Annotated in this window: 26 protein-coding genes; 8 read left to right on the forward strand and 18 right to left on the reverse strand. The window is 56.9% G+C overall.

Going from position 1 to position 24954, the window contains the following annotated elements; all coding sequences use genetic code 11:
- Positions 1 to 300: 300 nt before the first annotated feature.
- The 9 genes from HX778_RS24040 to HX778_RS24080 form a co-directional block, all read right to left on the reverse strand.
- Positions 301 to 1392: an alkylhydroperoxidase domain protein gene (locus HX778_RS24040; RefSeq protein WP_176983281.1), complete on the reverse strand. Its 1092-nt coding sequence runs from the start codon at positions 1390 to 1392 to the stop codon at positions 301 to 303.
- Entirely contained in the window at positions 1389 to 2435 is a 1047-nt protein-coding gene (locus HX778_RS24045) for a putative FMN-dependent luciferase-like monooxygenase (protein WP_176983282.1), read from the reverse strand. Before HX778_RS24045 ends, HX778_RS24040 begins: the two co-directional genes overlap by 4 nt.
- Complete coding sequence (locus HX778_RS24050) at positions 2432 to 4051, reverse strand: ABC transporter ATP-binding protein (RefSeq protein WP_038472123.1); 1620 nt, start codon at positions 4049 to 4051, stop codon at positions 2432 to 2434. Before HX778_RS24050 ends, HX778_RS24045 begins: the two co-directional genes overlap by 4 nt.
- Positions 4048 to 4908 (reverse strand): ABC transporter permease, encoded by an 861-nt coding sequence (locus HX778_RS24055; RefSeq protein ID WP_176983283.1) that lies wholly within the window; start codon positions 4906 to 4908, stop codon positions 4048 to 4050. Before HX778_RS24055 ends, HX778_RS24050 begins: the two co-directional genes overlap by 4 nt.
- On the reverse strand, positions 4905 to 5849 hold the full coding sequence (locus HX778_RS24060; protein WP_038472127.1) for an ABC transporter permease: 945 nt from the start codon (positions 5847 to 5849) through the stop codon (positions 4905 to 4907). Before HX778_RS24060 ends, HX778_RS24055 begins: the two co-directional genes overlap by 4 nt.
- A gap of 9 nt (positions 5850 to 5858) precedes the next feature.
- The gene (locus HX778_RS24065; RefSeq protein ID WP_176983284.1) at positions 5859 to 7484 is read right to left on the reverse strand and encodes a TIGR04028 family ABC transporter substrate-binding protein; all 1626 of its coding nucleotides are present in this window, start codon (positions 7482 to 7484) and stop codon (positions 5859 to 5861) included.
- A 118-nt stretch (positions 7485 to 7602) separates the two neighbouring features.
- Positions 7603 to 7842 (reverse strand): DUF2554 family protein, encoded by a 240-nt coding sequence (locus HX778_RS24070; protein ID WP_038472131.1) that lies wholly within the window; start codon positions 7840 to 7842, stop codon positions 7603 to 7605.
- Between the two features lie 196 nt (positions 7843 to 8038).
- Positions 8039 to 8362 carry an AzlD domain-containing protein gene (locus HX778_RS24075; RefSeq protein WP_176983285.1) on the reverse strand — a complete coding sequence of 108 codons (324 nt, stop codon included), beginning with the start codon at positions 8360 to 8362 and terminating at the stop codon, positions 8039 to 8041.
- Positions 8362 to 9021 (reverse strand): AzlC family ABC transporter permease, encoded by a 660-nt coding sequence (locus HX778_RS24080; RefSeq protein WP_038482572.1) that lies wholly within the window; start codon positions 9019 to 9021, stop codon positions 8362 to 8364. Before HX778_RS24080 ends, HX778_RS24075 begins: the two co-directional genes overlap by 1 nt.
- 105 nt (positions 9022 to 9126) lie before the next feature.
- Here HX778_RS24080 and HX778_RS24085 point away from each other — a divergent pair, with 105 nt between their 5' ends.
- Entirely contained in the window at positions 9127 to 9675 is a 549-nt protein-coding gene (locus tag HX778_RS24085) for a helix-turn-helix domain-containing protein (RefSeq protein WP_038472135.1), read from the forward strand.
- Between the two features lie 40 nt (positions 9676 to 9715).
- On the opposite strand, the gene HX778_RS24090 is transcribed toward HX778_RS24085, so the two are convergent.
- Complete coding sequence (locus HX778_RS24090; protein WP_176983286.1) at positions 9716 to 10045, reverse strand: SMR family transporter; 330 nt, start codon at positions 10043 to 10045, stop codon at positions 9716 to 9718.
- Positions 10046 to 10357: 312 nt separating this feature from the next.
- On the opposite strand from HX778_RS24090, the gene HX778_RS24095 reads away from it, so the two are divergent.
- Together HX778_RS24095 and HX778_RS24100 are read left to right on the forward strand one after the other, a co-directional pair.
- The gene (locus HX778_RS24095; RefSeq protein WP_176983287.1) at positions 10358 to 12586 is read left to right on the forward strand and encodes a glycosyl transferase family protein; all 2229 of its coding nucleotides are present in this window, start codon (positions 10358 to 10360) and stop codon (positions 12584 to 12586) included.
- A complete protein-coding gene (locus HX778_RS24100; RefSeq protein WP_255483505.1) occupies positions 12583 to 13500 on the forward strand; it encodes a tetratricopeptide repeat protein in 918 nt (305 codons plus the stop codon). Before HX778_RS24095 ends, HX778_RS24100 begins: the two co-directional genes overlap by 4 nt.
- Positions 13501 to 13544: 44 nt before the next feature.
- Here the strand turns inward: HX778_RS24100 and HX778_RS24105 are convergent, their stop codons facing one another.
- The 5 genes from HX778_RS24105 to HX778_RS25340 all read right to left on the reverse strand — a co-directional run bounded on the left by HX778_RS24105 (position 13545) and on the right by HX778_RS25340 (position 17241).
- A complete protein-coding gene (locus HX778_RS24105) occupies positions 13545 to 13832 on the reverse strand; it encodes a hypothetical protein (protein ID WP_038472141.1) in 288 nt (95 codons plus the stop codon).
- A 169-nt stretch (positions 13833 to 14001) separates the two neighbouring features.
- Positions 14002 to 14124 carry a DUF2474 domain-containing protein gene (locus tag HX778_RS24110; RefSeq protein ID WP_176983288.1) on the reverse strand — a complete coding sequence of 41 codons (123 nt, stop codon included), beginning with the start codon at positions 14122 to 14124 and terminating at the stop codon, positions 14002 to 14004.
- The gene (cydB, locus tag HX778_RS24115) at positions 14124 to 15137 is read right to left on the reverse strand and encodes a cytochrome d ubiquinol oxidase subunit II (RefSeq protein ID WP_176983289.1); all 1014 of its coding nucleotides are present in this window, start codon (positions 15135 to 15137) and stop codon (positions 14124 to 14126) included. Before cydB ends, HX778_RS24110 begins: the two co-directional genes overlap by 1 nt.
- Positions 15137 to 16531, reverse strand: coding sequence for a cytochrome ubiquinol oxidase subunit I (locus HX778_RS24120; protein WP_176983290.1), 1395 nt, complete (start codon positions 16529 to 16531; stop codon positions 15137 to 15139). The genes cydB and HX778_RS24120 overlap by 1 nt, the downstream gene beginning before the upstream one ends.
- Before the next feature lie 107 nt (positions 16532 to 16638).
- A complete protein-coding gene (locus HX778_RS25340) occupies positions 16639 to 17241 on the reverse strand; it encodes a hypothetical protein (protein WP_071842912.1) in 603 nt (200 codons plus the stop codon).
- Between the two features lie 266 nt (positions 17242 to 17507).
- Between HX778_RS25340 and HX778_RS24130 the strand changes: the two genes are divergently transcribed.
- A complete protein-coding gene (locus HX778_RS24130) occupies positions 17508 to 18290 on the forward strand; it encodes a chitosanase (protein WP_038472147.1) in 783 nt (260 codons plus the stop codon).
- A 40-nt stretch (positions 18291 to 18330) separates the two neighbouring features.
- Here HX778_RS24130 and HX778_RS24135 read toward each other — a convergent pair whose 3' ends face one another.
- Genes HX778_RS24135 through HX778_RS24145 form a run of 3 tightly spaced genes read right to left on the reverse strand, consistent with a single transcriptional unit; the run spans position 18331 to position 20888 of the window.
- On the reverse strand, positions 18331 to 19092 hold the full coding sequence (locus HX778_RS24135; RefSeq protein ID WP_038472149.1) for an inositol monophosphatase: 762 nt from the start codon (positions 19090 to 19092) through the stop codon (positions 18331 to 18333).
- Between the two features lie 9 nt (positions 19093 to 19101).
- Complete coding sequence (locus tag HX778_RS24140) at positions 19102 to 20109, reverse strand: LacI family DNA-binding transcriptional regulator (protein ID WP_176983291.1); 1008 nt, start codon at positions 20107 to 20109, stop codon at positions 19102 to 19104.
- Between the two features lie 8 nt (positions 20110 to 20117).
- Positions 20118 to 20888, reverse strand: coding sequence for an MBL fold metallo-hydrolase (locus tag HX778_RS24145; protein WP_038472153.1), 771 nt, complete (start codon positions 20886 to 20888; stop codon positions 20118 to 20120).
- A gap of 161 nt (positions 20889 to 21049) precedes the next feature.
- On the opposite strand from HX778_RS24145, the gene HX778_RS24150 reads away from it, so the two are divergent.
- The 4 genes from HX778_RS24150 to HX778_RS24165 are packed head-to-tail and all read left to right on the forward strand — an operon-like array spanning position 21050 to position 24944.
- Positions 21050 to 22075, forward strand: a complete 1026-nt coding sequence (locus HX778_RS24150; protein ID WP_176983292.1) for an ABC transporter ATP-binding protein — start codon at positions 21050 to 21052, stop codon at positions 22073 to 22075.
- A gap of 27 nt (positions 22076 to 22102) precedes the next feature.
- The gene (locus tag HX778_RS24155) at positions 22103 to 23242 is read left to right on the forward strand and encodes an extracellular solute-binding protein (RefSeq protein ID WP_038472157.1); all 1140 of its coding nucleotides are present in this window, start codon (positions 22103 to 22105) and stop codon (positions 23240 to 23242) included.
- 56 nt (positions 23243 to 23298) lie between these two features.
- Positions 23299 to 24132, forward strand: a complete 834-nt coding sequence (locus tag HX778_RS24160) for an ABC transporter permease (protein ID WP_176983293.1) — start codon at positions 23299 to 23301, stop codon at positions 24130 to 24132.
- A complete protein-coding gene (locus HX778_RS24165) occupies positions 24129 to 24944 on the forward strand; it encodes an ABC transporter permease (protein WP_176983294.1) in 816 nt (271 codons plus the stop codon). The genes HX778_RS24160 and HX778_RS24165 overlap by 4 nt, the downstream gene beginning before the upstream one ends.
- Positions 24945 to 24954: the final 10 nt, after the last annotated feature.

The raw sequence follows: 24954 nt of genomic DNA on the forward strand, positions 1-24954 counted from the left end.
GATGGATAACCTTCCACGGCCCGTATTTCTTCCCGGCCGCAGTAATTGCAAATCTTTTTGTCTTCTTACATGAGATCGGAAAGCCTTTGTACCGGTGCAAAGGCTTTCACCGTTGGGCAGGAACTGGTGACGCACACAGATTGATTTAACTTATTGTTTTTAATAATGTATTTATCGACTAAAGTTATTCCGTTCACCTATAGTTCGATTTTCCCTGCACGTTCAGAGCACGGTGAACGTGTCCGGGGGACAAATCTTCCCCTCACCCCAGCCCTCTCCCCAAAGGGGCGAGGGAGAAAGTTAGTTAAACGGCTCGCCCAGCGTCAGCATCAGACGGTTTGCCCAGGCGAAAAAGGCCGTGGACTGCACCAAATCCAGAAGCTCAAGCTCGCTTAATCCCAGTTCTCTCAGGGCTTGTATCTGTTGAGCATTGGCGCTCGCTGGGGTGGAGGATAATGCCGCAGAAAAGTTAATTTCGGCCTGCCAGCGAGGGGACTGTCCATCGCTCAGCGTCCCGCCCGGTTCGATGGCGAGCAAACGTTCGATGGCTTCGTTATGTTTTGAAAGCTGGCTGGCCTTGCGGGCGTGAACCGACGCGCAGTAAATGCAGCCGTTTACCTTGCTGGCAACCGTGGCGGCAAGCTCGCGTTCGGCACGGGGCAAACCGCCCGGCGTGTAGAAAATCCCTTTGTCGGTAAGGGTACGCTGCTCCAGCACCGGCAGGTTGCGTCCCAGCAGACGGAAATAATCCGAGTCCTGGTGCCCGAAGCGCTTGAGCGTTTCCTGCTGCTCCGGGCCGTATTCCGCATAAGGCAGGGCGGCTATCCACGGTTCCCAGTTAAGCTCGGCCTGGGTAAACGCCACCGGGGCGGATTTGCCGCTGGCGGTGAGCGGCTGTCGGTGCCACTCTCCGGCAGCCGGAATGCGCACCTGTTCGCCGTCTACCGGCTGGCCGCCAATCAGGCGCAGCCCGCGTAGCAGGCGGCTCTGAAAGGCCACGAAGCCAATAATTTGTGACAGCGTCACCACTTCTTCTTCGCTAAAACCCGCCTGAGTCAGGGCGTTGACGTCCTGCGGGCCAGCCTGTACCGGCTGAAAACTTAGCCGCTCAGCATGATCGAGCAGCGTGCTAAAGCGTTCGCTGGCGGGTTTGCCTGCCAGACGCCGGGTGTAATGGTCCGTGAGCCGGGCATCGTCGTGCCATTCCGCCACTCGTCTGGCGAGATGAAGCCTTTCCACTAACGTCAGGCCACTTGCGCTGGTTTCGCCGAAAAGCGCCTCGTAGCTGCCCTGCGCGTGGCTTGTTGCGGCTTCGCGAATTTCCCGAGCCTCAGCAAGCGAGGCGCCGGGGATAATGTCTGCCAGCTGATTGAGCAGGTCCGAATGACTCATAATGACTCCTTAGACAGTGAAGATGTAGCGGTTGGGCGGGCGCTGCTGCGAACCCAGCCGAGCGCCGGGGCAACCTGCTGCGCGAGCAGTTCGATGGAGCGCAAAATGTAGGCGTGCGGCGGATCGATGGAATGCACCTGGAACGAAAGATCGGTCACGCGCTGGAGCGTGCCGTCGCGGAGCAGTGAGGCAATAACCTGCTGCGGCGTGCCCAGGTGAACGTCAAACGCGGCAATATGGCTATCCAGCGTGTCGCCCAAAACCGGGTGTCCCTGCGCCCGGTGCTGTTCTGCCTGCTGGCGCAGTCCTCTTGCCGCGAGCTGCCTCGCCAGTTCGGCGTCGTCAGTGACAAAACCGGTTCTTGAGCCCAGGATGCGCGGCTCAACACCTTCGGGCAAGGCGTCCAGATAGGCATCAATGATTGGGTTTTGAATCTCATCCAGCGGGGTATCCAGCGCGTCGACCGGACGAGGTTGGGTGCGGGAAAGCATCAGCCCGTCACCCGCTTTTCCCGCTCGCGCGCCGCCATCGACGGAAAACGTCGCCTGCCAGATACGGTTTTTTAGCTGCGGTGAGGCCGGGTAAAGGTGGTTATCCGTGCCCGCAAGCGGCTCATCGTTCAGGGCCGAGCGCAGTATTGCGAGATTGTCGGCGTAAATTTTTCCCCTTTCCGCGCTCTGTAGTCCAAACGCCGGGAAAGAACCCGGCGTGCCGCCTGAACCGACGCCAAGCTCAAAGCGCCCGCCGCTGAGCAGATCCAGCACGACCGCGTCTTCCGCTACGCGCAGCGCAGACTCCATCGGCAGGGTAATAATGCCCGTGCCAAGCCGTATGCGCCGGGTGTGCGCCGCCACGTGGCTCAGAAAAACCAGCGGGGCAGGCAGGCCACCCTCGGCTTCGTGAAAGTGGTGCTGTGCTACCCAGGCGGCGTCGAAACCGTGCCATTCGGCGTGAATAATTTGCTCCGTTGCCAGCCGATAGCGTTCGGCGGCCGGGGCGTGGTCAAGCAGGCGAGTAAAAAAGCCCAGTCGTTTAATGGTCATGCAACGTCCTTATGGCCGGAGCCAATATCGGGAATAGCGTTAAGCAGCTGCCAGGTATAATCGCTGGCCGGGGCGTTAAATACGTCGGCAATCGGGCCGTTATCCACCAGCTCACCGGCGCGCAGAACAGAAACGCTGTGCGCCAGCTGGCGGACGGTGGCGAGGTCGTGAGAAATAAACAGGTAAGTCAGGCCGAGCTGCCGCTGTAAGTCGTCGAGCAGGCGTAAAATTTGCGCCTGCACCGTCACATCCAGCGCAGAGGTGGCCTCATCCAGCACCAGAATTTGTGGCTCCAGAATCAGCGCGCGAGCAATGGCGACGCGCTGGCGCTGCCCGCCAGAAAGCTCGCGAGGTTTACGGGTTAATGCCTCAAGCGGGAGCGCAACGCGTTCGGTGATGGCTTCAACTTTGGCGCGCCGCTCGGCCTTCGACAGCTTGCCGAAATTAAGCAGCGGCTCTTCAATGATGCGAAATAGCGTCTGGCTCGGATCCAGCGAGGCAAAAGGGTTCTGATAAACCAGCTGAATTTTTTGCCGGAGCTGACGGCGGGCCTCCGGGCTGAGATCGGTGGTGTCGATGCCGTCAATCAGCACTTTCCCGGCGTCCGGCTTCTGGAAGCCAAGCAGAATACGCGCCAGCGTCGATTTACCAGAACCGGACTCGCCGACCAGCGCGTGGGTGGTGCCTTTGGCCACTGTAAATGAAACGTCGTCCAGCGCCCGCAGCGTCTGGGCGCTGTCTTTGCCAAGCGAAAAATGCTGACTCAGATTACGGATCTCAATTGCGGCGGTTTGCGGGGCGCGTAGCGGCCAGGGGCGCAGCGTGCGCGACAGGCCAGGCGCATCGGCAAACAGCTGGCGGGTATAAGGATTTTTAGGGTACTTCACCACTTCAGCGGTCGGGCCGGACTCCTGGATTCGCCCGTCACGGAACACCAGAATACGGTCGGAACGCTGGGCGGCCAGCGCCAGGTCGTGCGTCACGAACAGCACCGCCGTACCGGATTCACGGCGCAGAGTATCCAGCAAATCAAGAATGCGCTTCTGCACCGTAACGTCCAGCGCGCTGGTCGGCTCATCGGCAATAATCAGCGCGGGTTTAAGCGCGATAGCCATGGCGATCAGCACCCGCTGTTTCATGCCGCCGGAAAGCTGATGTGGGTATTGGTTGGCCCGCTGCGCAGGGTGGCTGAGCCCCACTTTTTCGAGCAGCGCAACCACCTGGCTTTCCCGCTCGGCTTTAGGCTGGCGGGTATGAAGCTTCAGCACCTCGGCCACCTGCTGGCCGATGGTTTTTACCGGGTTTAACGAACTGCCCGGATCCTGCGGGATCAGGCTGATGCTGGCCCCGCGCAGGGCGTCGAGCTGACGCTCTGACCAGCGGCTGACTGGCTCGCCGTTGAGCTGGATTTCGCCAGATTCGATAATGCCGTTTTCACCCAGCAGCCCAATAATCGACTGGGCAAGGGTCGTTTTCCCTGAGCCAGATTCGCCGACTATCGCCAGCACTTCTCCGGCGTGCAGGCTAAAAGAAGCGTTGTGCACTACGCGCCTGCTGCCACCACGTTGACGCCAGGCGATGCTCAGATTAGTAATTTTTAACAGCGGTGTATTCATGACGACCTCCGGGCAAAATGGTGGCTTAGTCGGTTAACGGCCAACACCACGGCTACGACTACAACGCCTGGGAACGTGGAGAGCCACCAGGCCGTCGCCAGATAGTTCCGGCCTTCGGCAATCAGTAAACCCCATTCCGGCGTCGGCGGCGGGGTGCCGTAACCCAGAAAACTCAGCGTAGAGAGCGCCAGAATCGCGGAGCCAAACTGTAGCGCGGCAAAGGCGAACACCGAGGTCAGCGCATTCGGCAAAATATGGCGCCAAAGCACCTGCAGAAAGGTGCCGCCGCTGCCGACGGCAGCCTCGACGTAATCGCTGTGACGAAGACGAACCACTTCCGCACGGGCCAGGCGGGTAAAGTTGGCAATCGACGTAATCCCGACGGCAATGGCCGCATTCACCGTGCCGAAACCAAGCAGAATAATAACGCTGAGCGAAAGCAGCAGGCCGGGGATCGCCAGCAGCACGTCGACGCCGCGCATTAGCGCGTGTTCAGTCTTGCCACCGGTTGCCCCGGCCAGGACGCCAAGCGCGGTCCCGACCACCAGGCCAAGCGCCACGGCCACCAGCGCGCCGGAAAGCGAGTGAGAAGCCCCCCAGACGATTCGCGCGTAGAGATCGCGCCCAAGCTGGTCGGTGCCCAGCCAGTGCCCGGCCTGGGGGGCAAGGCGCTGCGCACCCGGCACGCCTTCGGTAGGGCTCCACTGAGTAAACAGCGACGGGAACAGTGCCCAAAGTGCGACAATAATCAGCGTTAACCAGGCCAGCCAAAGGCCGGGCTGAATGCTGGCGCGGAAGCCGGAGAACCGGCGCTCCGTCCGGCGCGGCAGCGGGGTATTGATATCAACGGTCGTCATGCGGTTACTCCCCGAATAGACTTCAGGCGCGGATCGAGCAGGGGATAAATCACATCCACCAGCAGGTTAATGACCACGAAGCTCAGGGCGGAAATCATCACCACCGCCTGCAGCACGGCGACGTCCTGATTATTCACCGCCCGCTGCGTCAGCTGTCCCAGGCCGTTAAGGCCAAAAACGGTTTCGGTGATAAGCGCCCCGGCAATCAGTTCACCCAGCAGCAAACCGGCCACGGTCAGCACCGGCAGCAGAGCGTTACGGGCAACGTGTCGCCACAGGACACCCGCGCGGCTGCCGCCTTTTGCGCGGGCAACGGCCACATAAGGCTGAGTCAGCACCTGGTCGATATTCCTCATCAGCAACTGGGCAAGCGGGGCGCTGATTGGCACCGCGAGCGTGGCGACCGGCAAAATGAGCCCCTGCCAGAAGCCGGGATTGATTACCGGAATCAGCCGCCAGTGGAAGGAAAACAGCTGGATTAACGCAATGCCGAGCCAGAAGGTCGGCACGGCGATAAACAGGGCCGGAAGGTTGGCAAACAACGTTCGAAGCCAGCGAAGCGGTGCGAGCGTGGAGGCCGCTGAAATACCGACGGCGAGAATAATCGCGGCGGCAAAACCCAGCCCGGCTAAGCGCAGCGTCGAAGGCAGATTGGCGGTAATCAGCTGGCTGACCGAAACGCCAGCCTCGATGGAATAGCCAAAATCACCGCGCAGCATATGGCCAAGCGTTGTCAGATACTGCTGCCACAGCGGGGTGCTTTCGCCGTAGATAACGCGCATCTCCTGAATCTGTTCCGCGCTAAGCCCAAGGTCAGGGTTCTGGAATTTGATCAGGATGGCGTCTCCTGGCAATAGCTGCAGAAGAATGAACGACACGCTATAGGCCGCCCACAGTACCAGCAACGCCTGGGCAGTGCGCCCGGCCAGATAACGTGTCATGGCTACCCCTTAGTGTTTTTCAAGCCAGGCGGCGTAGAACGAAGGGCGGCCCACGGCTTCAAAGGCAACGCCCTTCAGCCACGGCGCACCGGCAAAGACCTGTGGCTCTTCAAAAATCGGGATCACGTAGGCCTGGTCAATCAGATAACGCTGGGCGTCACCTGCCAGCGCGAGACGCTTTTGCGGATCGACTTCGGACGAAATCCCGACGAGCAGGGCGTTCAGCTTGTCATCGCTAAACTGCGAGGTAGCGCTGAGCCCGCCTTTTTGCAGCAGGGCATCGCGGTTGGCCGGATGGAACTGACTTTTAATCACGTCCGGATCGGCACGGCCCACTTCGATAACGTTAACCCCGGTTTTCTGCGGATTGTTGGTATCCAGCACCCGGCTACCGGCATCCCCGGCGCGCACGCTAAGGCCAACGCCGATTTGCTTCCACTGCTGGGCGACCAGCTGTAAAACCTCTTTATTCTGCGGCTGCGGCAGGGATTCATAGATGGTCAGCGCCAGCGGTTTACCGTCTTTCTCGCGAATACCGTTGCTGCCTTTTTTCCAGCCGGCGTCATCAAGCAGCTTATTCGCCAGCGTCGGGTCATATTTCAGCTTATCGCGCAGGTCAACGTACCCGGCGGCGGTGCTGGCAATCACCGAGGTGGCCACCGGATAGTTAGCTGAGAACAGGGTGTCAACAACCTGCTGAGCGTTGGTGCCGTGCAGCAGCGCCTGGCGGACTTTGACGTCGGCTACCAGCGGGTTATCCGGGCGCAGCGCAATGCCGTCGTTCACGCCCCGGGTGGGTGCCGCGTAGACAGGGAACTTCTGGTCGGTGGCCTGCTTCTCATCGTAGGCCTGTACCTGACGAATAAAGTCGGCCTGGCCCGCCAGCAGCGCGCCAATGCGCACGCTGTCTTCAGGCGTGACCAGGATCTTGATGCCGTCGAGGTTGGCTGGCCCCTGCTGCGGACTGTTTTTCGGCCCCCACTGGTAGTCTTTGCGGGCAACTAAATCCACTTCGCGGCCCAGGGTTTCGTTTTGCACCACGAACGGCCCGGAGCCGATGATATTGCGGGCATCGCCCAGTTCATCAAAGTTACGTGCCAGCGTTTTCAGCGAAACCAGGCCTGAGCCGATGGTCGCGGTGCCCTGTAAAAAGCCCGGAGACGGCTTTTTAAAGAAGAACTTCACCGTCAGAGGGTCGATAACTTCGCTGTGGTCATAGTTGTTGATGACTTCGGAAACCGGCAGGCGCAGGGCTTTATTGCCGAGGCCGTAGGTATCAAAGTTTTTGGCTACCGCGTTGGCGTCCAGCGGGGTACCGTCGGAGAACGTTACGCCCGGCCGCAGTTTGAAGGTGTATTCGGTTTTATCCGCGTTGCTGGTCCACGATTCGGCAATCCACGGCTCAACTTCCAGCGTTTTAGGGTTCTGCCAGGTCAATTTGTCGGTGACCTGGTTCAGGATCCCGCCGTTGGGGTAGAAGCCTCCGGCCGGAGGGTAAAGGTTGGTGTGAGCCTGTTGTTCCAGGTAGACCAATTCGCCGCCTTTGATCGGGGCGGCGCTGGTGCTGAAAGCAGCAAAGGCTGCTGCTAATGCCAGCCCGCGAGCGATAGCGGTCTGGCGAGGCGATGATGGCATGGTGTTATCCTTTATTGTCTGATTGTTAGTAGCGCACGCAGCGCCTTGAAACTCATAACAACTCAGGCAATAAAGGATGAGAACGAAGAAAATCTACTAACGATTGTTGAAAATCGACTTAACGCAAATAGGTGGCTGGCCGTCTGTGGGTGACCGCATGATGGTGTTCCCGGAAATCATCAGCGGAATCTTCTGCCGCCTGGCGCAGTTCATCGCTGTCTGCCTGGTGGCTAAGCTGAATATCGATATCTTTCACCACGAAGTATTCGTGCCCGTGACGCTCGGCCAGGGTCTGTCCGGAGAAAAGTGCGGTCACAATTAATAACAGGATAATGCTCAGCTGATTTTTTAGTGCCATCTTGTCGCGCCTCGTGTGTGTTTTTCCTTGTACGGAACGTGGCTACTCTAGCGATAATCCCGTCGCGGAACTATTCGACTTATCAAAAGTGAGTTAAAGGTTTGTCAGCAAGGTAAAAGCGGGAAAGGAAGTTGTTTTGTTGCGCTGCGGTTAACCTGAGGTGTGCAGGGAGGCCGCCGTAAAGGCGGCAGCCCGATCAGTGAATACCCGCCAGACGCAGGAGCGCCGTCACCAGCGCGGCGGCAATAATCACGAAGATCAGCGGTACCTTGCGCCAGGCGAGGAACACCGCCACGGCCACGCCTGCAAACCTGGCGTACCCTGCGAAATGAGAGCCTTCAAAAAACGTGGTCGCCAGGGCGACGGAAAACAGCAGGGTGGTCGCCCCGTCGTTAAGCAGCTTTTGTGCACGGTCGGACAGCGCCATCTTGTTGCCAAGCTTCGCGCCGGTAAAACGCATCAGCCACGTTCCCGCAGACAGCACGGCCAGCCCGGCAAGCACGGTAAGGGTATTGGTCATTATTTTTTCCTCGCCAGCAGGCCTAACATGGAAAGCAGCACCGGCAGCCCAACGGGAGCAAAAGGCGTGGCGGCCAGTGAAATAGCTGCCCCGGTTGAGGCGCGAACCAGCGTGGTACGGCTTTTAAAGGCCGGAATAACCAGCGCCAGCAGAATAGCCGGGAAAACCGCGTCCAGCCCGATAACTTCCGGCGAAGGAAGCAGGCTGCCTACCGCCGCGCCGAGCAGGGTTCCCGCAGGCCAGAAAAGTGCGACACCCGCGCCGCAGAGCCAGTAGGCGGCTTTGCGTTTTTCAGGCGTGGCCTGAGACAGGCCGAAAACGACGCTCTCGTCGTTCATGATATGGCAGCCCAGGAGGCTTAGCAGGCGTGTGCCCACCAGTTCCCGTACGGCGACGCCAAACGGAATATGCCTGGCGTTAACCAGCAGGCCAGCCATCGCGGCCGCAAAAGGATTACCGCCGCTGGCGATAATGCCGATAAACATAAATTCGGATGCCCCCGCCAGCACCACAAAAGAGGCCAGCACCGGCAGCCAGAGCGGGAAGCCGTAGGCCATCGCGAGTGAGCCGTAAGAAACGCCCACGACGCCGACGGCGAGGCAGACGAGGAAAATGGCTTTTTTGGTGTCTCCGGGCAGGGTGCGGAGGTGGGCGCGCATCATGTAATGGTTTCCATATCGAACGAAATCGCCATTATAATGACCGCAATCTGCTACCATATCAAGCGAACGAATCGTTCATTTTATCGAACAGTGGGGAGTTTAATGACTCAGCCAATAGACACTATAGCCAGAAGCCTGGCACGGGAGCGCGGGCGCGCAGGGCTGTCGCTGGCGGAAGTGGCCCGCAGGGCCGGTATTGCAAAATCCACGCTCTCGCAGCTGGAAGCGGGAAACGGTAATCCTAGCCTGGAGACGCTATGGGCGCTGTGCGTGGCGCTGAATATTCCCTTTGCCACGCTGCTGGAGCCACAAAGCGCCAGAACGCAGATTATTCGCCGGGGAGAAGGCAGCCGCATTTCCGCCGAGCAGGCCAACTATGTGGCTATTTTACTGGCAAGCTGCCCGCCGGGCGTGCGTCGGGATATCTATCTGGTTGAAGCGCAGCCGGGCACACCGAGGCTTTCGGAGCCGCATCCGCCGGGCTCGGTGGAGCATATGATTGTGACGCAGGGGCGGGCGCTGGTCGGCCTGACCGAGTCGGCAGAAGAGCTGGCGGTTGGCGACTATATTTGTTACCCGGCGGACCAGCCGCATATTTTTCGCGCGCTGGAGCCGGACACGATGGCCATCATGGTGGCGGAGCAGAATTAACGCCGGACGCGGGCTGCCTCTTTAGGACAGCCCGTTTTCATTAATGGGCCACGGATTTGGAGAAGAGGTTAATCACCAGCACGCCAAGAATAATCAGCGCCATGCCCGCCAGCGCAGGCCAGTCGAGCTTTTGCCCGAGGAAAAGCCAGCCAATCATGCCGATTAACACGATCCCCGCGCCGGACCAGATGGCGTAAATGATCCCGGTTGGGATAGTGCGCATGGTTATCGACAGCGCATAAAAAGCGACCGCATAGAACAGGACGGTGACGACGCTGGGCCACAGTCGGCTGAAACCATCGGAAAGTTTTAAAGCGGTGGTAGCAATCACTTCGGCAACGATTGCGAGAATAAGCCAGCTGTAGGTCATGTTCGGTTGTATCCAGTGGTGAACGGCGGTTGCGGAGCGCTATTTTGACCTGGCGCCGATTTTTTCGAAAGACAGGAAAACGAAAAGGTTTATAGATACTCCCGCTGTGTTTATGGGCTGTTTAATTTGTTAAATGTCGAGTGTTATGCTGGTTAAAAGGTTAAGTGCCAGTTTATTTATGGTTTAAATCATAAATAAATAAAATATTGCGCTTTATAGGAATATTCTGTTCGCCTATGATACCGGTAACATCGACGGTAGCGGCGGAAAGTGAGCGGCGCCATGAATGATAATTAACCCCTGGGGTGAGGCATGGATTGGTGGGTAGATTACTTCTCAGGCTATCTGTATGGCGTAAAAGTAATCGCGATTGGGTTGGCTATTTTGATGTTTATCAGTGGAATAGACGATCTGTTTATTGATGCTGTGTACTGGTTTCGTCGCGTCTGGCGCGCCTGTACCGTATACCGCCGTCACCCACATTTAGGTTACAAGGCGCTTTATCAGCCTGCGGAAAAGCCGCTTGCAATAATGGTGCCGGCCTGGAATGAAAACGGCGTAATAGGCAAAATGGTGAGTCTTGCGGCCGCCTCGATCGATTACGAAAACTATCATATTTTTATTGGCACCTATCCAAACGACCCGAATACCCAGCGCGACGTGGATGAGGTGTGTGCGCGTTATCCCAACGTGCATAAGGTGGTTTGCGCGCGCCCAGGCCCAACCAGCAAAGCTGACTGTCTGAATAACATCCTCGATGCTATTTTGCAGTTTGAACGCAGCGCCCGTTTTTCCTTCTCAGGCTTTATTCTGCACGATGCCGAAGACGTTATTTCACCGCTGGAGCTTCGGCTTTTCAACTATCTGGTTGGCCGTAAAGATCTGATTCAACTTCCTGTCTACCCGCTTGAGCGCGGCTGGACACACTTTACCAGCTTGAGCTATCTGGACGAGTTCTCCGAGCTGCACGGTAAAGATGTGCCGGTTCGTGAGGCGCTGGCGGGCCAGGTCCCCAGCGCAGGCGTGGGAACCTGTTTCAGCCGCAGGGCCGTGCTCGCGCTGCTGGCAGACGGGGACGGCATCGCCTTTGACGTGCAAAGCCTGACCGAGGAATACGACATCGGTTTTCGCCTGCGTCAAAAGGGCATGACCGAGATTTTCTGTCGCTTTCCGGTAGTGGACGGTGCAGAACTGTCCGGCAAACCGTTCGGCCAGCGTCGACGTACCTCTACCGTGCTTTCCGTGCGCAAATATTTTCCGGATACCTTTGGCGCGGCGGTACGGCAGAAGTCACGCTGGATAATCGGCATTGTTTTTCAGGGTTTCAAAACGCAACGCTGGAGTACGAGCCGGACGCTGAACTATTTCCTGTGGCGCGACAGAAAGGGCGGCATTGCCAACTTTCTTGCTTTTGGCGCCATGCTGGTAGCGATGCAACTCGGGGCGCTGTGGGTTTATCAGCATACCGTGGATGACGCCTGGCAGTTTATGTCGATATTCTGCTGCGACGAGTGGTTCACCGTGCTGCTGTGGGCCAACGTCTGCCTGTTAGCTAATCGCGTTGTGCAGAGGATTATTTTTGTCAGCGGGTATTACGGGCTGTGGCAGGGACTGATGTGCGTGCCGCGCCTGTTCTGGGGTTGTCTTATCAATTTTGCGGCTAACTGCCGGGCCATTCGGTTGGTGATTCAGCACGGCGATCCGCGCCGCGTGGCGTGGCATAAAACAACCCATGACTTCCCTCGCGTGGTCACCCGGAATGCAGCCCTGCGTCCGCTGGGCGAGATTCTGGTGGCGCGGGGAATGATTAGCCAGACGCAGCTTGATGAAGCCATCCAGCAGCGCATCCCAGGGCTAAAGCTCGGCGGCAGCCTGGTGAAGAGCGGCGTCATCAATACCCTGCAGCTTGCCGAGGCGCTGGCCGAACAGGCGGGAGTGCCGATGGTGCGCATGGACAGCCGTTGCCTCGATAAGCGACTTATTGCCGGGCTGCCTTCTGGGGTAGCCCGACACTACGCCGTGCTGCCGCTGCGCGAAGAGCCTGACAGGCTGGTGCTTGCTAGTGAGAGCCCTCTGGATCCCGTTTCACTGGCGGCGCTGGCGCGTAAGGCTGGACGGCCGGTGCGCTACGTTATCGTCCCGCGAGGTGAGGTTGTGGTTGGGCTCAGGCACTGGTACGGCGACCCGCAAAACAACGAGCAGTTTGCTTTGCTTTCCCGTGCGGCGGCGGCAGGAATGTTGAGCCCGCAGCGGGCCGAAGCGCTGTGGCATGAATATGTTTCCGGGCAGATTCTGTTTGCTGAAGTGCTGATAACCGAAAGTTATCTGGATGACGCGGTGCTGAAAGCGGTGCTGCTGCGCCATGAGCGCAGTGAGATGCAGTTTGGAGAATTCCTGGTGCAGGAAGGCGTGGTCAGCCAGCGGGTGGTCGATCATGCACTGAAACAGCAAAAAAAGCTGCAGCCTTCGCTGAACAGGCTGATGCACAACGCCGGGCTGAGCAGTCTGCAGATCTCCAGCCTTATTGGAGAATTAACGTGAAGCTTCGCCTAAAAACGCTGTGCTTAGCCTTTAGCCTGCTTATCGTTGGCTATGCACAGGCCGTAACCGAAGGGTCAAGAGAAGATCTCGGGTTAAGCGATTACCGCTACTTTAAGGTTTATCCGCACATCACGCGGGCGCAAAAAGCGCTTTCCTCCAATAATGAACAGCGGGCTATTCACAGTTTTCAGCATGCCCACGAGCTGGCTCCGGAGAGCATCCGCCTGACGCTCTGGCTTGCCGGGGCCTATCGACATTTTCGACACGACGACAAAGCGATTGCGCTGCTGAGCCAGCAGCTTCGTCAAACGCCGGGCAATGTGCCGATTCGTCAGGCGCTCGACGCTATCCCACGGCCGGCTAAAAAAATAACCAGCCGAAAGGAGCTTGTTGCGCTTCATGAGGAATGCGGCGCTTCCCCGTCGGTCGTCTGCCGGGCTGAAGTAGGAGAGTATGCCGTCAGGCTGGGGGAGCTGGATATCGCGCTGATGCAGCTGAATGACGAAGCGTTTCGCGTATCGGCCGAAGGGCAGATGTTGATCAATGATTTGACCCAGAGCGCTATCGCTTTGCAGAAGTGGCACATGGCCGATCGCGGCTTTGCCCTCCACGATCGGCTGGTAACGTTGGGCGAGGAGCAGTACCAGCAGTGGTTCGCTATTTTGCTACACCTTGAGCGCGACCGTCGCATTCTTGATCTGCAGCAGCAGGGCGTGATGAATACGCCAGGTATGCAGCTGGCCTACGCCCAGTCTCTGGCTGAAAGAAAAAAATATCCCGCACTGAAGGCTTATCTGGCCAGCCATCATCCTCAGTTCACCGCCGACAGTGAAAAGCATAACTGGCGATATTTAATGGTCACCTGGGGTGGTATGAAAGCGGCAGAGCATTATTCTGGAGGGCGGCAGAAGTAACCAGCATAATAAAAATGGCCCTTTATTAAGGGCCGTCTGGTTATTTATTTCTTGAAGACTTCAATATTGACATTTTTATGATTAGATTCGTCACCCGTGGCGGCGACAATCACATAAAAGCAGTCGGCAGGCTTCACGTTGGACTCTTCGCATTTTTGATTTACCTCTTTAGATAAATCCTTATGCCCGACGGTCGGCGTGCCGTCCTGAGTCAGGGAAAGATCGCCAATTTTGGTATAACCAGGTGATTGTTCATGAGTAATTTGTTTTGCCGCAAAAACAGGTGACGAAACTAACAGCGTTAAAGCCAGGGCAGGTAGCAGATATTTCATCTTGGTCATCCTCTGAATGTTTCATTGAAATAGTTAACTGTTTTTCCTCATTAACGCATTAAAGAATTAGCACAGTTTTAAGGAAAATCAACTTCGTCACCTTTTACGGATCAATCAAAACTGGAGAGGGTAAGCCTGTTTTATCCTCTCCGCTTATTGGCTCAGTAAATTAAGATTTAAATCCTGCGGCGGTCATCAGCAGGCGGAACCCCATGCCTACGGCCGCCAGGGCTAATACGCTGGCGCACCATAAAATAACCAACCACATCACTCTTTTAGCCGCCTGTTTCATCAATGGTAGCCCTCGCCAGGCTGTACCTTCCCGCGAAACACGTAGTAGCTCCAGAAGGTGTAAACCAGGATTATCGGAATAATAAACAGCGCCCCAACCAGCATAAAGCCCTGGCTTTGCGGCGGCGCGGCGGCCTGCCACAGCGTGATGCCGGGCGGGATAATGTTTGGCCAGATGCTGATGCCCAGCCCGCTAAAGCCCAGGAAAATCAGCCCCAGCGTCAGCACAAACGGCGTGGCGTGAAGGCTGTTCGCCGTGCGGACGCTGCGCCAAAGCCACAGGCTGCACAGCACTACCAGCAGCGGTACGGGCAACAGGAACAGCAGGTTTGGCAGGCTGAACCAGCGTTCGGCAATGTTCGGGTGGCGCAGCGGCGTCCAGACGCTAATCACCGCTATCACCACCAAAAGTGCCAGCAGCAACGCTGGGGTGAGGGCCCGCATCCTTTTCTGCAGCGGATCTTCGCTTTTCATCACCAGCCAGGTAGCGCCCAGCAGGGCGTAGGCAATCACCAGCCCCAGGCCGCAGAACAGGTTGAACGGCGTCAACCAGTCGAGTTGGCTGCCGGAAAACTGGCGACCGGTCACTGAGAAACCAGAAATGACCGCGCCAACGGCAATGCCCTGGCAGAACGTGGCCAGAATCGAGCCGCCCAGAAAAGCTTTATCCCAGAAGGGACGATGCGCGGGCGTGGCTTTGAAGCGGAATTCAAAGGCCACGCCGCGAAAAATCAGCCCGATCAGCATCAGCGTCAGGGGGATCGTGAGCGCGTCGACGATCACCGCGTAAGCCAGCGGGAAAGCGCCAAACAGCCCGGCACCGCCCAGCACCAGCCAGGTTTCGTTCCCGTCCCAGACCGGGGCTACGCTGTTGACCATCACGTCGCGGTCCTCCCCGCTGCGGATAAACGGAAACAGGATGCCAATGCCCAGATCAAAACCGTCCATCACGATATACATCAGGGTGGCGAAGACGATAATCACAAACCAAATAACGGATAAATCGATGCCCATTAGCGCGGCTCCTCAAGCGATTCGGTGACCGCAGAAAGCGGGCGGGACGGGGTTCCTTCGGCGGGATGGTCGTCAAACGGCTGCGGGCCTTTTTTGATAAGCCTGACCATGTAGCCGTAGCCGACGCCGAACACCGACATATACACCACGAAAAAGGCGGCAAGGCTGATGCTCATTTGCAGCGTGCCGTGCGCAGAAACGGCGTCTTTGGTGCGCAGCAGGCCGTAGACCACCCACGGCTGGCGGCCCACCTCCGTCGTTATCCATCCGGCGAGAATGGCAATCAGCCCCGACGGCCCCATCCACAGCGCAAAATGCAGGAACGGGCGGCTGTCGAACAGTCGATCACGGTAGCGCAGCCACAGGCTGGCGACGCCGAGCAGGATCATTAGCATCCCTAATCCAGCCATCACGCGGAACGACCAAAAAACAATCGGCGAATTAGGGCGGTCCTCTTTCGGAAACTCTTTTAGCGCAGGGACCTGTTTATCCAGGCTATGGGTGAGGATAAGGCTGCCCAACGCCGGGATTTCCAGGCCAAAGCGGGTGCGTTCCTGCTCCATGTCCGGCAGGCCAAACAGCAGCAGCGGCGTCGGCTCACCGGGGCGATTTTCCCAGTGCCCTTCAATGGCGGCAATTTTGGCCGGCTGATGCTTCAGCGTGTTCAGGCCGTGCATGTCGCCGATCATCGCCTGGATTGGGGCGACGATAACCGCCATCCACAGCGCCATTGAAAACATGGTGCGAATGGCCGGCGTACCGTTGCCACGAAGCAGATGCCAGGCGGCAGATGCCCCGACGAAGAAGGCGCTGCTGAGAAACGCCGCGACCGACATATGCAGCAGGCGATAGGGGAAGGAAGGATTAAACACCACCGCCAGCCAGTCCACCGGCACCACCTGGCCGTTGTGGATCTCAAAGCCCTGTGGGGTTTGCATCCAGCTGTTGGAGGCGAGGATCCAGAAGGTGGAAATAATAGTGCCCAGCGCCACCATGCAGGTGGCAAAAAAGTGCAGGCCTGGGCCAACACGGCTCCAGCCGAACAGCATCACGCCAAGGAAACCGGCCTCAAGGAAGAAGGCCGTCAGCACTTCGTAGGTCAGCAGCGGGCCGGTGATGCTGCCGGCAAACTGGGAAAACCCACTCCAGTTAGTGCCGAACTGGTAGGCCATGACCAGCCCGGAGACCACGCCCATGCCAAAGTTGACGGCAAAAATCTTCGACCAGAAGTGATATAGCGAGCGGTAAACCGGGTTTTTGGACTTTAACCAGAGCCCCTCAAGTACCGCGAGGTAGCTGGCAAGCCCGATAGTGATGGCGGGAAAAATAATGTGGAAGGAGACAGTGAAAGCAAACTGAATCCTCGCCAGGTGAAAAGCGTCTAAACCGAACATGCAGAACTCCGCATAGCAAATTATTCGGCTCGATTGTAGGCCGCGCCACGTCTGGGGTGTAGAAACAGACTGGCAGGAAAAAGGGATAACAGTTGGCCTGAGGGGCTTTATGTGTCTGGCATAGCGCAGCTAAGAGTGGGGCTATTTCTATTTTGTAGGACTATGGGCAGCACTTTACAAACGTAGGTTGAGTTGTCCGGGATGTCAGTCAGTACCAGGGACATCGCGCCAATGTTGACATGATGACCAATTTTAACCCCACCAAGAATGCAAACGCCTGCACCTATAACAGCATGGTGGCCAATGTTTGCCACGGCTTTAGATAGGCCATCTTTTACACCAATGGTCACATTTTGGTGAATTACCGCATGGTCGCCAATGACCGCCCGTCCAGAAATGACTACGCCAGTTAGATGCATGAAGGTCGGTTTAATACCAATACTGGCAGTCAGCCCAATGTCCGAGGCGTATTTCATCTGCAGTGCCCAGCCTATTTTTTTCGCCGTTTTCCTTTGGCGTTTGCTGCCAACCAGCGTCATCTGGTTGGCTAAGCGCCACCACAGGAGAAAGTGCCTGTCGCGGCATTTGTGGGCGATGTGCAGGCGAAAAGGGTTAATTCTACCGTTGGAGGAGATTTCCGCCCGCCAGAATGCTTTCAGTTGACCGCTCTTTTTTGAAAGAAGAAAAAAAATGATATGTAAGAGTTTCACTAAATAATTACGGCATGTTGTAAGAACATAATATGTCTATGGTAATTGATTTTATGCGTGGAATTCATGTGTTTTATGAGTAACAGGTGAGTTCTGTCACTAAATGCGCCAGCGAAGAAATCAACGCTATCGCTGAGATAACGATGATCTAACACTATGAATTGACGAAAAACATAAGCCAGCACTTTGAAAAGATAACCGTTTTCCCGAGAACCAACCTTAAACGCACGGGTCTATATCGTGAGCGCTCTTTTCCGGAGAAAACGATGTTGTCACCCAGGTTTAGCGTATTTTTACTGGTCGGCCTTAGCCTGGCGTCTCAGGCATCCGCCGAGGATCTGCTTTCTCCCGCAAAAAGAGAGATTGCTATGCAGCTTGTTTCCAGCGCGGAAAACTCCTCGCTCGACTGGCGAAAACAGTATGCCTATATAGAGGATATCGACGACGATCGCGGTTATACCGCCGGGCTTATCGGGTTTACCTCCGCTAACGGAGATATGCTGGACGTTGTGGCACGCTATACGTCGATGCGGGCGGGAAACCCGCTCTCTGATTATCTGCCCGCACTGAAAGCACTCGCGGCAGAAGGCGATAGCGCCCATACCGGGCTTGACCCTGATTTTGTGGATGCCTGGAAACAGGCTGCACAAGATCCCGCGTTTAGAGCGTCGCAGGATCAGATCCTCACTGAACAGTATTTGAAGCCTGCGGTTGAGCAAGCGAAAAAAGATGGGCTGAGCACGCTGGGGCAATTTATTTACTACGATGCGCTGGTCATGCATGGGCCGGGTAGCCAGCGAGTGACGTTTGGCGGCATTCGTGCGGCGGCCAATGCAGTCGCCAAAACGCCCGCACAGGGCGGCAGTGAGAAAGCCTGGCTGAATGCGTTTTTAGATGCGCGAGTGAAGATCATGCGGGAAGAAAAGGCTCACGAAGAGACGTCGCGGGTTGAGCTTGAGCAGCGCCGTTTTCTCAAGGAAGGTCACTACAGCCTGTCGCCACCTCTGCGCTGGCGAACCAATGATGAAGATTTTGTCATCGAGCGCTAACGGTAGAAAACCCGCAGCTTCAGGCTACGGGTCTTACGGTTTAAGCTTCCAGCAGCACCATTAACCTTTCCTGCACGCTGGTGCAGCCTGCCAGTACCAGATTACCTTTCAACAGGCCGCCGTCGGCGAGAAATGCGTTGCTGGTGCCGCCGGCTTCGGTTATCAGCAGCAGCCCGGCCAGCGCATCCCAGCTGTTCATATGTTCTTCGTAGTAGGCGTGAACCTGGCCCGCGGCAACGTGCGCCAGCATCAATGCGCCCGCGCCGAAACGGCGGTACTCCATGCCGTCATTGAGCACATCTTCGATGGTGCGGGCATAAAGAGGAACCGGCGCACGGCTTGAGCGGCCCAGGCCAATGACCACGCTTTCCGGAGACGGATCGTGAAGCTTTAACGGCCTGTTATTAAGAAAGGCTCCCGCACCGTGCCGGGCAAAAAAGAACTCATCGCGGTCGGGCGCATAAATAATCCCCAGCTCAATCACGCTTTGCCTGACGTAAGCGAGGGAAATGCACCAATAGTCCATGCCAAGAATAAAGTTAGTGGTGCCGTCAACCGGGTCAAGCACCCAGACGCCGCGCTCACCCTCAACAAGGCCGCTTTCTTCACCGAGGAAACCGTCCTGCGGGCAATGGACCTTCAGCCAGCTTTTAATCTCTTGTTCAACCAGAACGTCCGCCTGTGAGACGAAATCCTGACGACCTTTTTTCTCAACTTTCAAACCTGCATCGCGCAGCGCCTGGGCGCGGGCGCCGGCTTCGCGGATTAACGTGCATAACGCCTGCTGCTGTTGTTCTGTCATGTTTTGCTCTTAGGTAAGGGAAAGCGACGTGTGCCGATGGATCAAATCAACCTTCACCCAACTGGTGCGTGAAGGTTGCGAAGGGGTGCGAGCGCGCTCCAGCAGATGCATCAGCGCCAGGCGTGAGATCTCTGCCACGTCCTGATTAAGGGTGGTGAGGCGGTAGCTGTACTGCGCCGTCTGCGGCGTATTGTCGAAGCCAATAAGCTGGAAATCCTGCGGGGCGTTTTTGCCGCGCTGGCGCATGCCGTCGAGAAAGCCACAGGCTAGCTGGGCATTGGCGCAGAAAATGCCCTGTGGGATCTGTTCGAGTTCAGCCGCTGCCTGCCAGCCACCTTCGTAACCTTCTTCAGAGGAAAGCAGCGTCACGAGGCTTTTATCGACGTCTACACCGCGTTCGCTCAGGGCGAGAAGGAAAGCCTCGCCGCGCATTCTACCGGCCCACGTCGACTGGTTATTGTTGAGCCAGCCAAAGCGCCGGCAGCCGCTGTTGACCAGCTGTTCGGCGGCGAGCACCGCGCCCGCGGCGTTATCGGAGCAAACATAATCCACGCCGGGAATATCCGGCTGGCGGTTGATGCCGACCACCGGGATCTGCTGCTGGACGCATTCGTTCACCAGTGATTCGGGCGGTTTGCCTGAGGTGACAATCACGCCGGAGACGCGAAACTGGGTGAAATGGCGCAGCGTTTTCGCCAGCTCCTGCTCCGAGCTGATTTCGGTCACCAGCGCCTGGAAACCGTTACGCTGAATTTCGCCGAGCAGGCCGTCGAGCAGGCTGCTGCGAAACGGATCGTGGATGCGCGAGACGATAACGCCAATCAGATGGCTGCGTCGGCGGTTAAGCCCCTGAGCAAGAAAATTGACCTGATAGCCAAGCTCTTCGGCCACCTGCAGCACGCGCTCGCGGGTAGCCGGAGAGATGCTGCCGTTATTACTTAGCGCTCGGGAAACCACAGCGCGAGACACGCCCGCACGCCGGGCAACGTCTTCGGCGGTGACGCTCTGTTTATGCATCGGCGAACTCAAGGCAAAAAATCCTCAGTGTAAAAACGCTGCTGATGGAAGTCATACTGCAGGCCGTCATGGCTGACGAACAGTCCGGCATAGGGACGGCAGGCCAGCTTCAGCGCGGGTAAAATCGCATCGTTGCAGTGATACAACCCCAGAGACGGCAGCGCCAGTGATTTAAACAGCTTCAGGCAGCCGGGAAAATCACCGTGGGAGGCATCATCGGCAAGTTCAGACAGCGAGGCGCACTCCTGAAAAGCCAGATCGGCTCCGGCCATCAGCGCGATTGAGCTTTCGGTGGGCCTGCCGTCGCCGCTGTAGAACAGGCCGTGTTCACGGATATCAATGCGCACGGCAAGATTGGCCATTTCATGGCGGGTTGGGGCGGTGCGAATGTGCCAGTTCTGCCAGCGGAAATCTGCTTCGCTGTCTCGCCATTCTATCGGGAAACAGAGCGTTGCATCAGGCCAGTTGGCGAGCAGCGCCAGCTGCATCAGCACCTGTCGCTGTTCCGGCTGGCTGTAAATCACCAGCGGCTTTTGGCGGGCAAAACTTTTCCAGTGATTAAGCAGGGCGGTTAAGCCGGTGCAGTGGTCCGGGTGCACATGGGTAAAAAACAGCACGTCGATATCATTGATGTTGCCGCCGCGCTGCCATAGTGCGCGAGGCACGGTTGGGCCACAGTCGATAAGCCACTGCCGGTTCTCGTCGTCAATCACCCGCAGTGCGGAAGTATTTTGCCAGCGGGAGAAGGCGCTGCCGCAGCCAAGCACGTCGATTTTCATTATCCCTCGCTAAAAATTTTTCGCGGTTAATTAAAGTGTCACAAAGACAGGCCACAGTAGGCGCACATCATCTCTGACTAGCGTTTCATTTTTTTTACAGCGAAATGAACACGTGTTCATTCAGGGCAAAAAAGACGTAAACAGACATTTCGGATACCGTTATGAGCTACCTGCAAATGGCGCACCTTAAAATTAATTATGGCGATAAGGTGGTGCTGAAAGATATTAATCTGGCCGTGAATAAAGGCGAGATGATTGCTTTACTTGGCCCGTCCGGCTGTGGAAAGACGACATTATTAAACGCTTTGTGTGGGTTTATTCCCGTCAAAGAGGGCCGCATTGTTGTCGCCGGAAATGAAATAACCCAAAGCCCACCGGAACAGCGCAATATCACCATGGTCTTTCAAAGCTACGCGCTGTGGCCGCATTTAACGGTAGAGCAAAATATTGGCTACGGCTTAAAGCTGCGTAAGTGGCGACGGGACGCTATTCAGGCCAGGGTGCTCGAGCTATTGCAGATGGTGAATCTTAACGGCCTTGCCACAGCGAAAATCACCGAGCTTTCCGGCGGGCAGCGGCAGCGTGTGGCGCTGGCACGGGCGTTAGCGATTGAGCCGGACGTGCTGGTGCTGGATGAGCCGCTGTCCAACCTTGACGCAAAGGTGCGGTTAAATGTCCGCCATGAAATCAAGCAGCTACAGAAAAAGCTCGGCTTTACCTCGGTGATTGTGACCCACGACCAGCAGGAAGCATTGGTCATGGCTGACCGCATCGTGGTGCTGAATAACGGGCAAATAGAACAAACGGGGACCCCGGAAGAAATCTATCAGCAGCCTGCCACGCCTTTTGTCGCCGACTTTATGGGCGCCGATAACCATATTACTGCAGAAGAAATGACAGTCCTGGGGTTATCTTCGTTAACAAATGATAACCAACAGGTTATTTATTTCAGAAGTTCAGACGCTGCACTCTCATCTTTGAATAAAGACGCGCCAGAAAGTGGATTAACGCTGGAAGGCGTAGTTGAGCAAAATGCCTTTATTGGCCACAACTACCGTTACGCAATTCGCTGCCGGGAGCGCCTTTTCCATGCTGATTGTACCGATAATTTACCGCTGAATTCTGCGGTCAGGCTGCACGTGCCCGAGTCCGCTCTACATATTTTTAATTCGTCCCATACGGCTTGAACCATTCTATTTCTCTGAGGGGTAATTATGTTTGCTAAAACCAGACTTGCCGCCGTCACGGCGCTGTTTTTAAGTTATGGCGCACAGGCGGAAACTGTTTTAAACGTGGCCACCGCGGGTGACCAAAATATGGTGGATTACGTTAAAACCTGGCTGGGGCCGAAGTTTGAGGCCGCGCATCCGGGCGTAAAAGTGCGCGTGGTCGGCACCGGGCCGGGGGACGCAGGCTCGAATAAAATCATCGAAAAACTGAGCGCACAGCAGCAGAGCGGGGCGAAAACCTGGGATATCGACGTGGCCGTGGTGCACCAGAAGGCGGGCGGTGAACTGGTGGAAAAAGGGCTACTGGAGAAATACCGTCAGCAGATCAAAACGGGCAGCATGGTCACGGCGGACAACGCCAAAAACGCGCTGGGCGTGAACGTCGACGGCTATGTAATGCCGATGTTCCTGAGCCAGACGGCCATCGCCTGGAACAGCGAAACCATGAAAGCGCCGCCGGCCTCTTACGACGAGCTGGTGGCGTGGGCGGCGAAGCACCCGCAGGCGTTCGGCTACAACGGCATTAAAAACGGCATGTCCGGCGTCAGCTTTGTCGTCGGCTGGATTTACGCCTACGGCACCGATGCCCGGCGTTTATCCGCCTTGCCGTATGACAAGAGCGTAGAGAAAAACTGGTCGCAGGCGTTTGAGAAGCTGAAAGCGTTTAATAAAAACGTGACCTTTACGCCGGGTAACGCCGGGACGCTGGACATGCTGACGCGCGGTGAGATCGCTATGGGGCCGGTCTGGGTGGATATGTTCTACACCTGGAAAGATCAGGGCAAGCTGCCGCCGTCCATCAAGCTGGCATTGCTTTCGCCGGGAATGCCGGGGCAGCCGATGTACTACGTTACGCCAGCTAAAGCAGCGCAGCCCGAACTGGCGCGTGAGTTTATCGCGCTGGCAACCAGCCCGGAAGTGCAGGCCGACGGGATCGTGAAGCAGTTTAACTGGTATCCGGGCATCGACGCGCAGTACGTCAAGCCGAAGCTGGACGATGCCACCTGGAGCAAGCTATTCGCCGAGATCTCCCCGAAAGCGCTCGCCGATTACGGCAAGAGCTTCCCGATAGCCCCTTACTTTGACGACATCAAAGAAGGATACGAAAGCCAGGTTTCTAACTAATCTTTTTCCGGTGCCCGGCTCCGGCTGGGCACCGCGCTTAAGTGCTAAGGTTTGTTATGCGCGTTTCGCTAAACTATCTGTTGCTGGTGAGTCCCGCCGCGCTGATGATTGTGGTGCTGTTTCTCTATCCGCTTGGGTTTTCGCTGGTTGCCGCTTTTACCTCGGACGCAGGAGCGCTGACCCTGCAGCACTTTGCCAAAGTGCTGTTGCTTTACTCGAACGATATTCTGTTTACGGTTTTCATCGTGCTGGTGTCGGTTGCGCTGCTGGCGGTGCTGTCGATTACGATTTCGGCGGTGATTACGCTGTCTTCATGCCGCCTGATTGTCCGGCTGCTGGGCGTGCTATACCGGCTGCCGCTGTTTATTCCGTTTATCGTTGCCGCGCAGATGATGCGCACGTTTCTCGCCAAAAACGGCCTGATGAATAACATGCTGGTTGCCAGCGATCTGGTGCAGCCGCTGGACACGATTTCCTGGCTCGGCTGGAAGGGGATCATCATTACCTTGGTCTGGAAGCAGCTGGCGTTTGCGACCTTGCTTATTTGCGGGGCGATGGCGGCGCTGGAGCCTTCGCAGGTGCTGGCGGCCAGAAATTTAGGGGCTTCGCGCATGCGTATTCTGTTCGACATTATTTTGCCCCAGGTGCTGCCGGCCATTGGCGTCGCGCTGGTGCTTTCTACGGTGGTGATGATGTCCGTTCTGTCCGTGCCGCTGATAATTGGCACCGGGACGCCAACGATGTTGACCGTCGACATGGCGTTCCGCGTCAACTCCTACAGTGACTACGCGGTGGCTAATGCGCTGGGCGTGATTTCGTTAGTGATTTGCGGGGCGCTGTCCTGGTTTTATCTGCGCCACAGCCTGCGCCAGAAAGGAGGTGAGGCATGAGACTACTGAAAGGGCGGCTCGGTCTGCCGCTGCAGGCGCTGCTGCTGGCCTTTATGCTGTTTGCGATGTTCGGCCCGCTGCTGAACCTGCTGATTTGGACGGTGGCGGAAAGCTGGTTTTACCCGCATACCCTGCCGAGCCAGTGGGGATTAAAGTACTGGTATCAGGTGTTTAGCCCGTACAGCGATGTGTCCGGCTCGCTGTTGACCAGCGTGTTTATTGCCGTGCTGTCGGTGCTGGTTTGCCTGCTGATTTCTATTCCCGCAGGCTATGCGCTGTCCCGCCGGGCAATGCCGCTGCGGGTGATGTTCATGCTGCTGTTTTTGATTCCGCAGGCATTTCCAAACCTGACGGTATATATGAACATCGCCCGGCTTTTCTATCAGTGGGGGCTGAACGGCACCGTGGCGGGCGTGGTGCTGGTGCACAGCGTGCATGGCCTGATGTATTCGATATGGATCTGCGTGGCCGCGTTTTCGGCTATCGATCCGCTGCAGGCTCGGGCCTCCCGCAATCTCGGTGCCGGGCCGCTGTTTACCTTCTGGCATATCGTGCTGCCGCAGGCGTCTGCGGGGATCATGGCCGCCGGGATCTTCGTGTTCCTCGAGTCGCTGGATGAATTTACCGGCACCTTCTTCGTCGGCGCCCCGGACATCACCACGCTGCCGCTGCTGCTGTATAACGCCAGCATGTCAGGAAACTACCAGGTGTCGTCCATTACCGCATTGATTTTACTGGTGCCTTCGCTGCTGTTTATGCTGGTCATCCATAAGTTTATGCGGCCAGAAATGCTGTCGAAGATGGGCAAGTGATACCGGGCAT

Origin of the sequence: Cedecea sp. P7760 (assembly GCF_013386425.1) — a bacterium.
In the GTDB taxonomy this organism is placed as follows: domain Bacteria; phylum Pseudomonadota; class Gammaproteobacteria; order Enterobacterales; family Enterobacteriaceae; genus Cedecea; species Cedecea selenatireducens.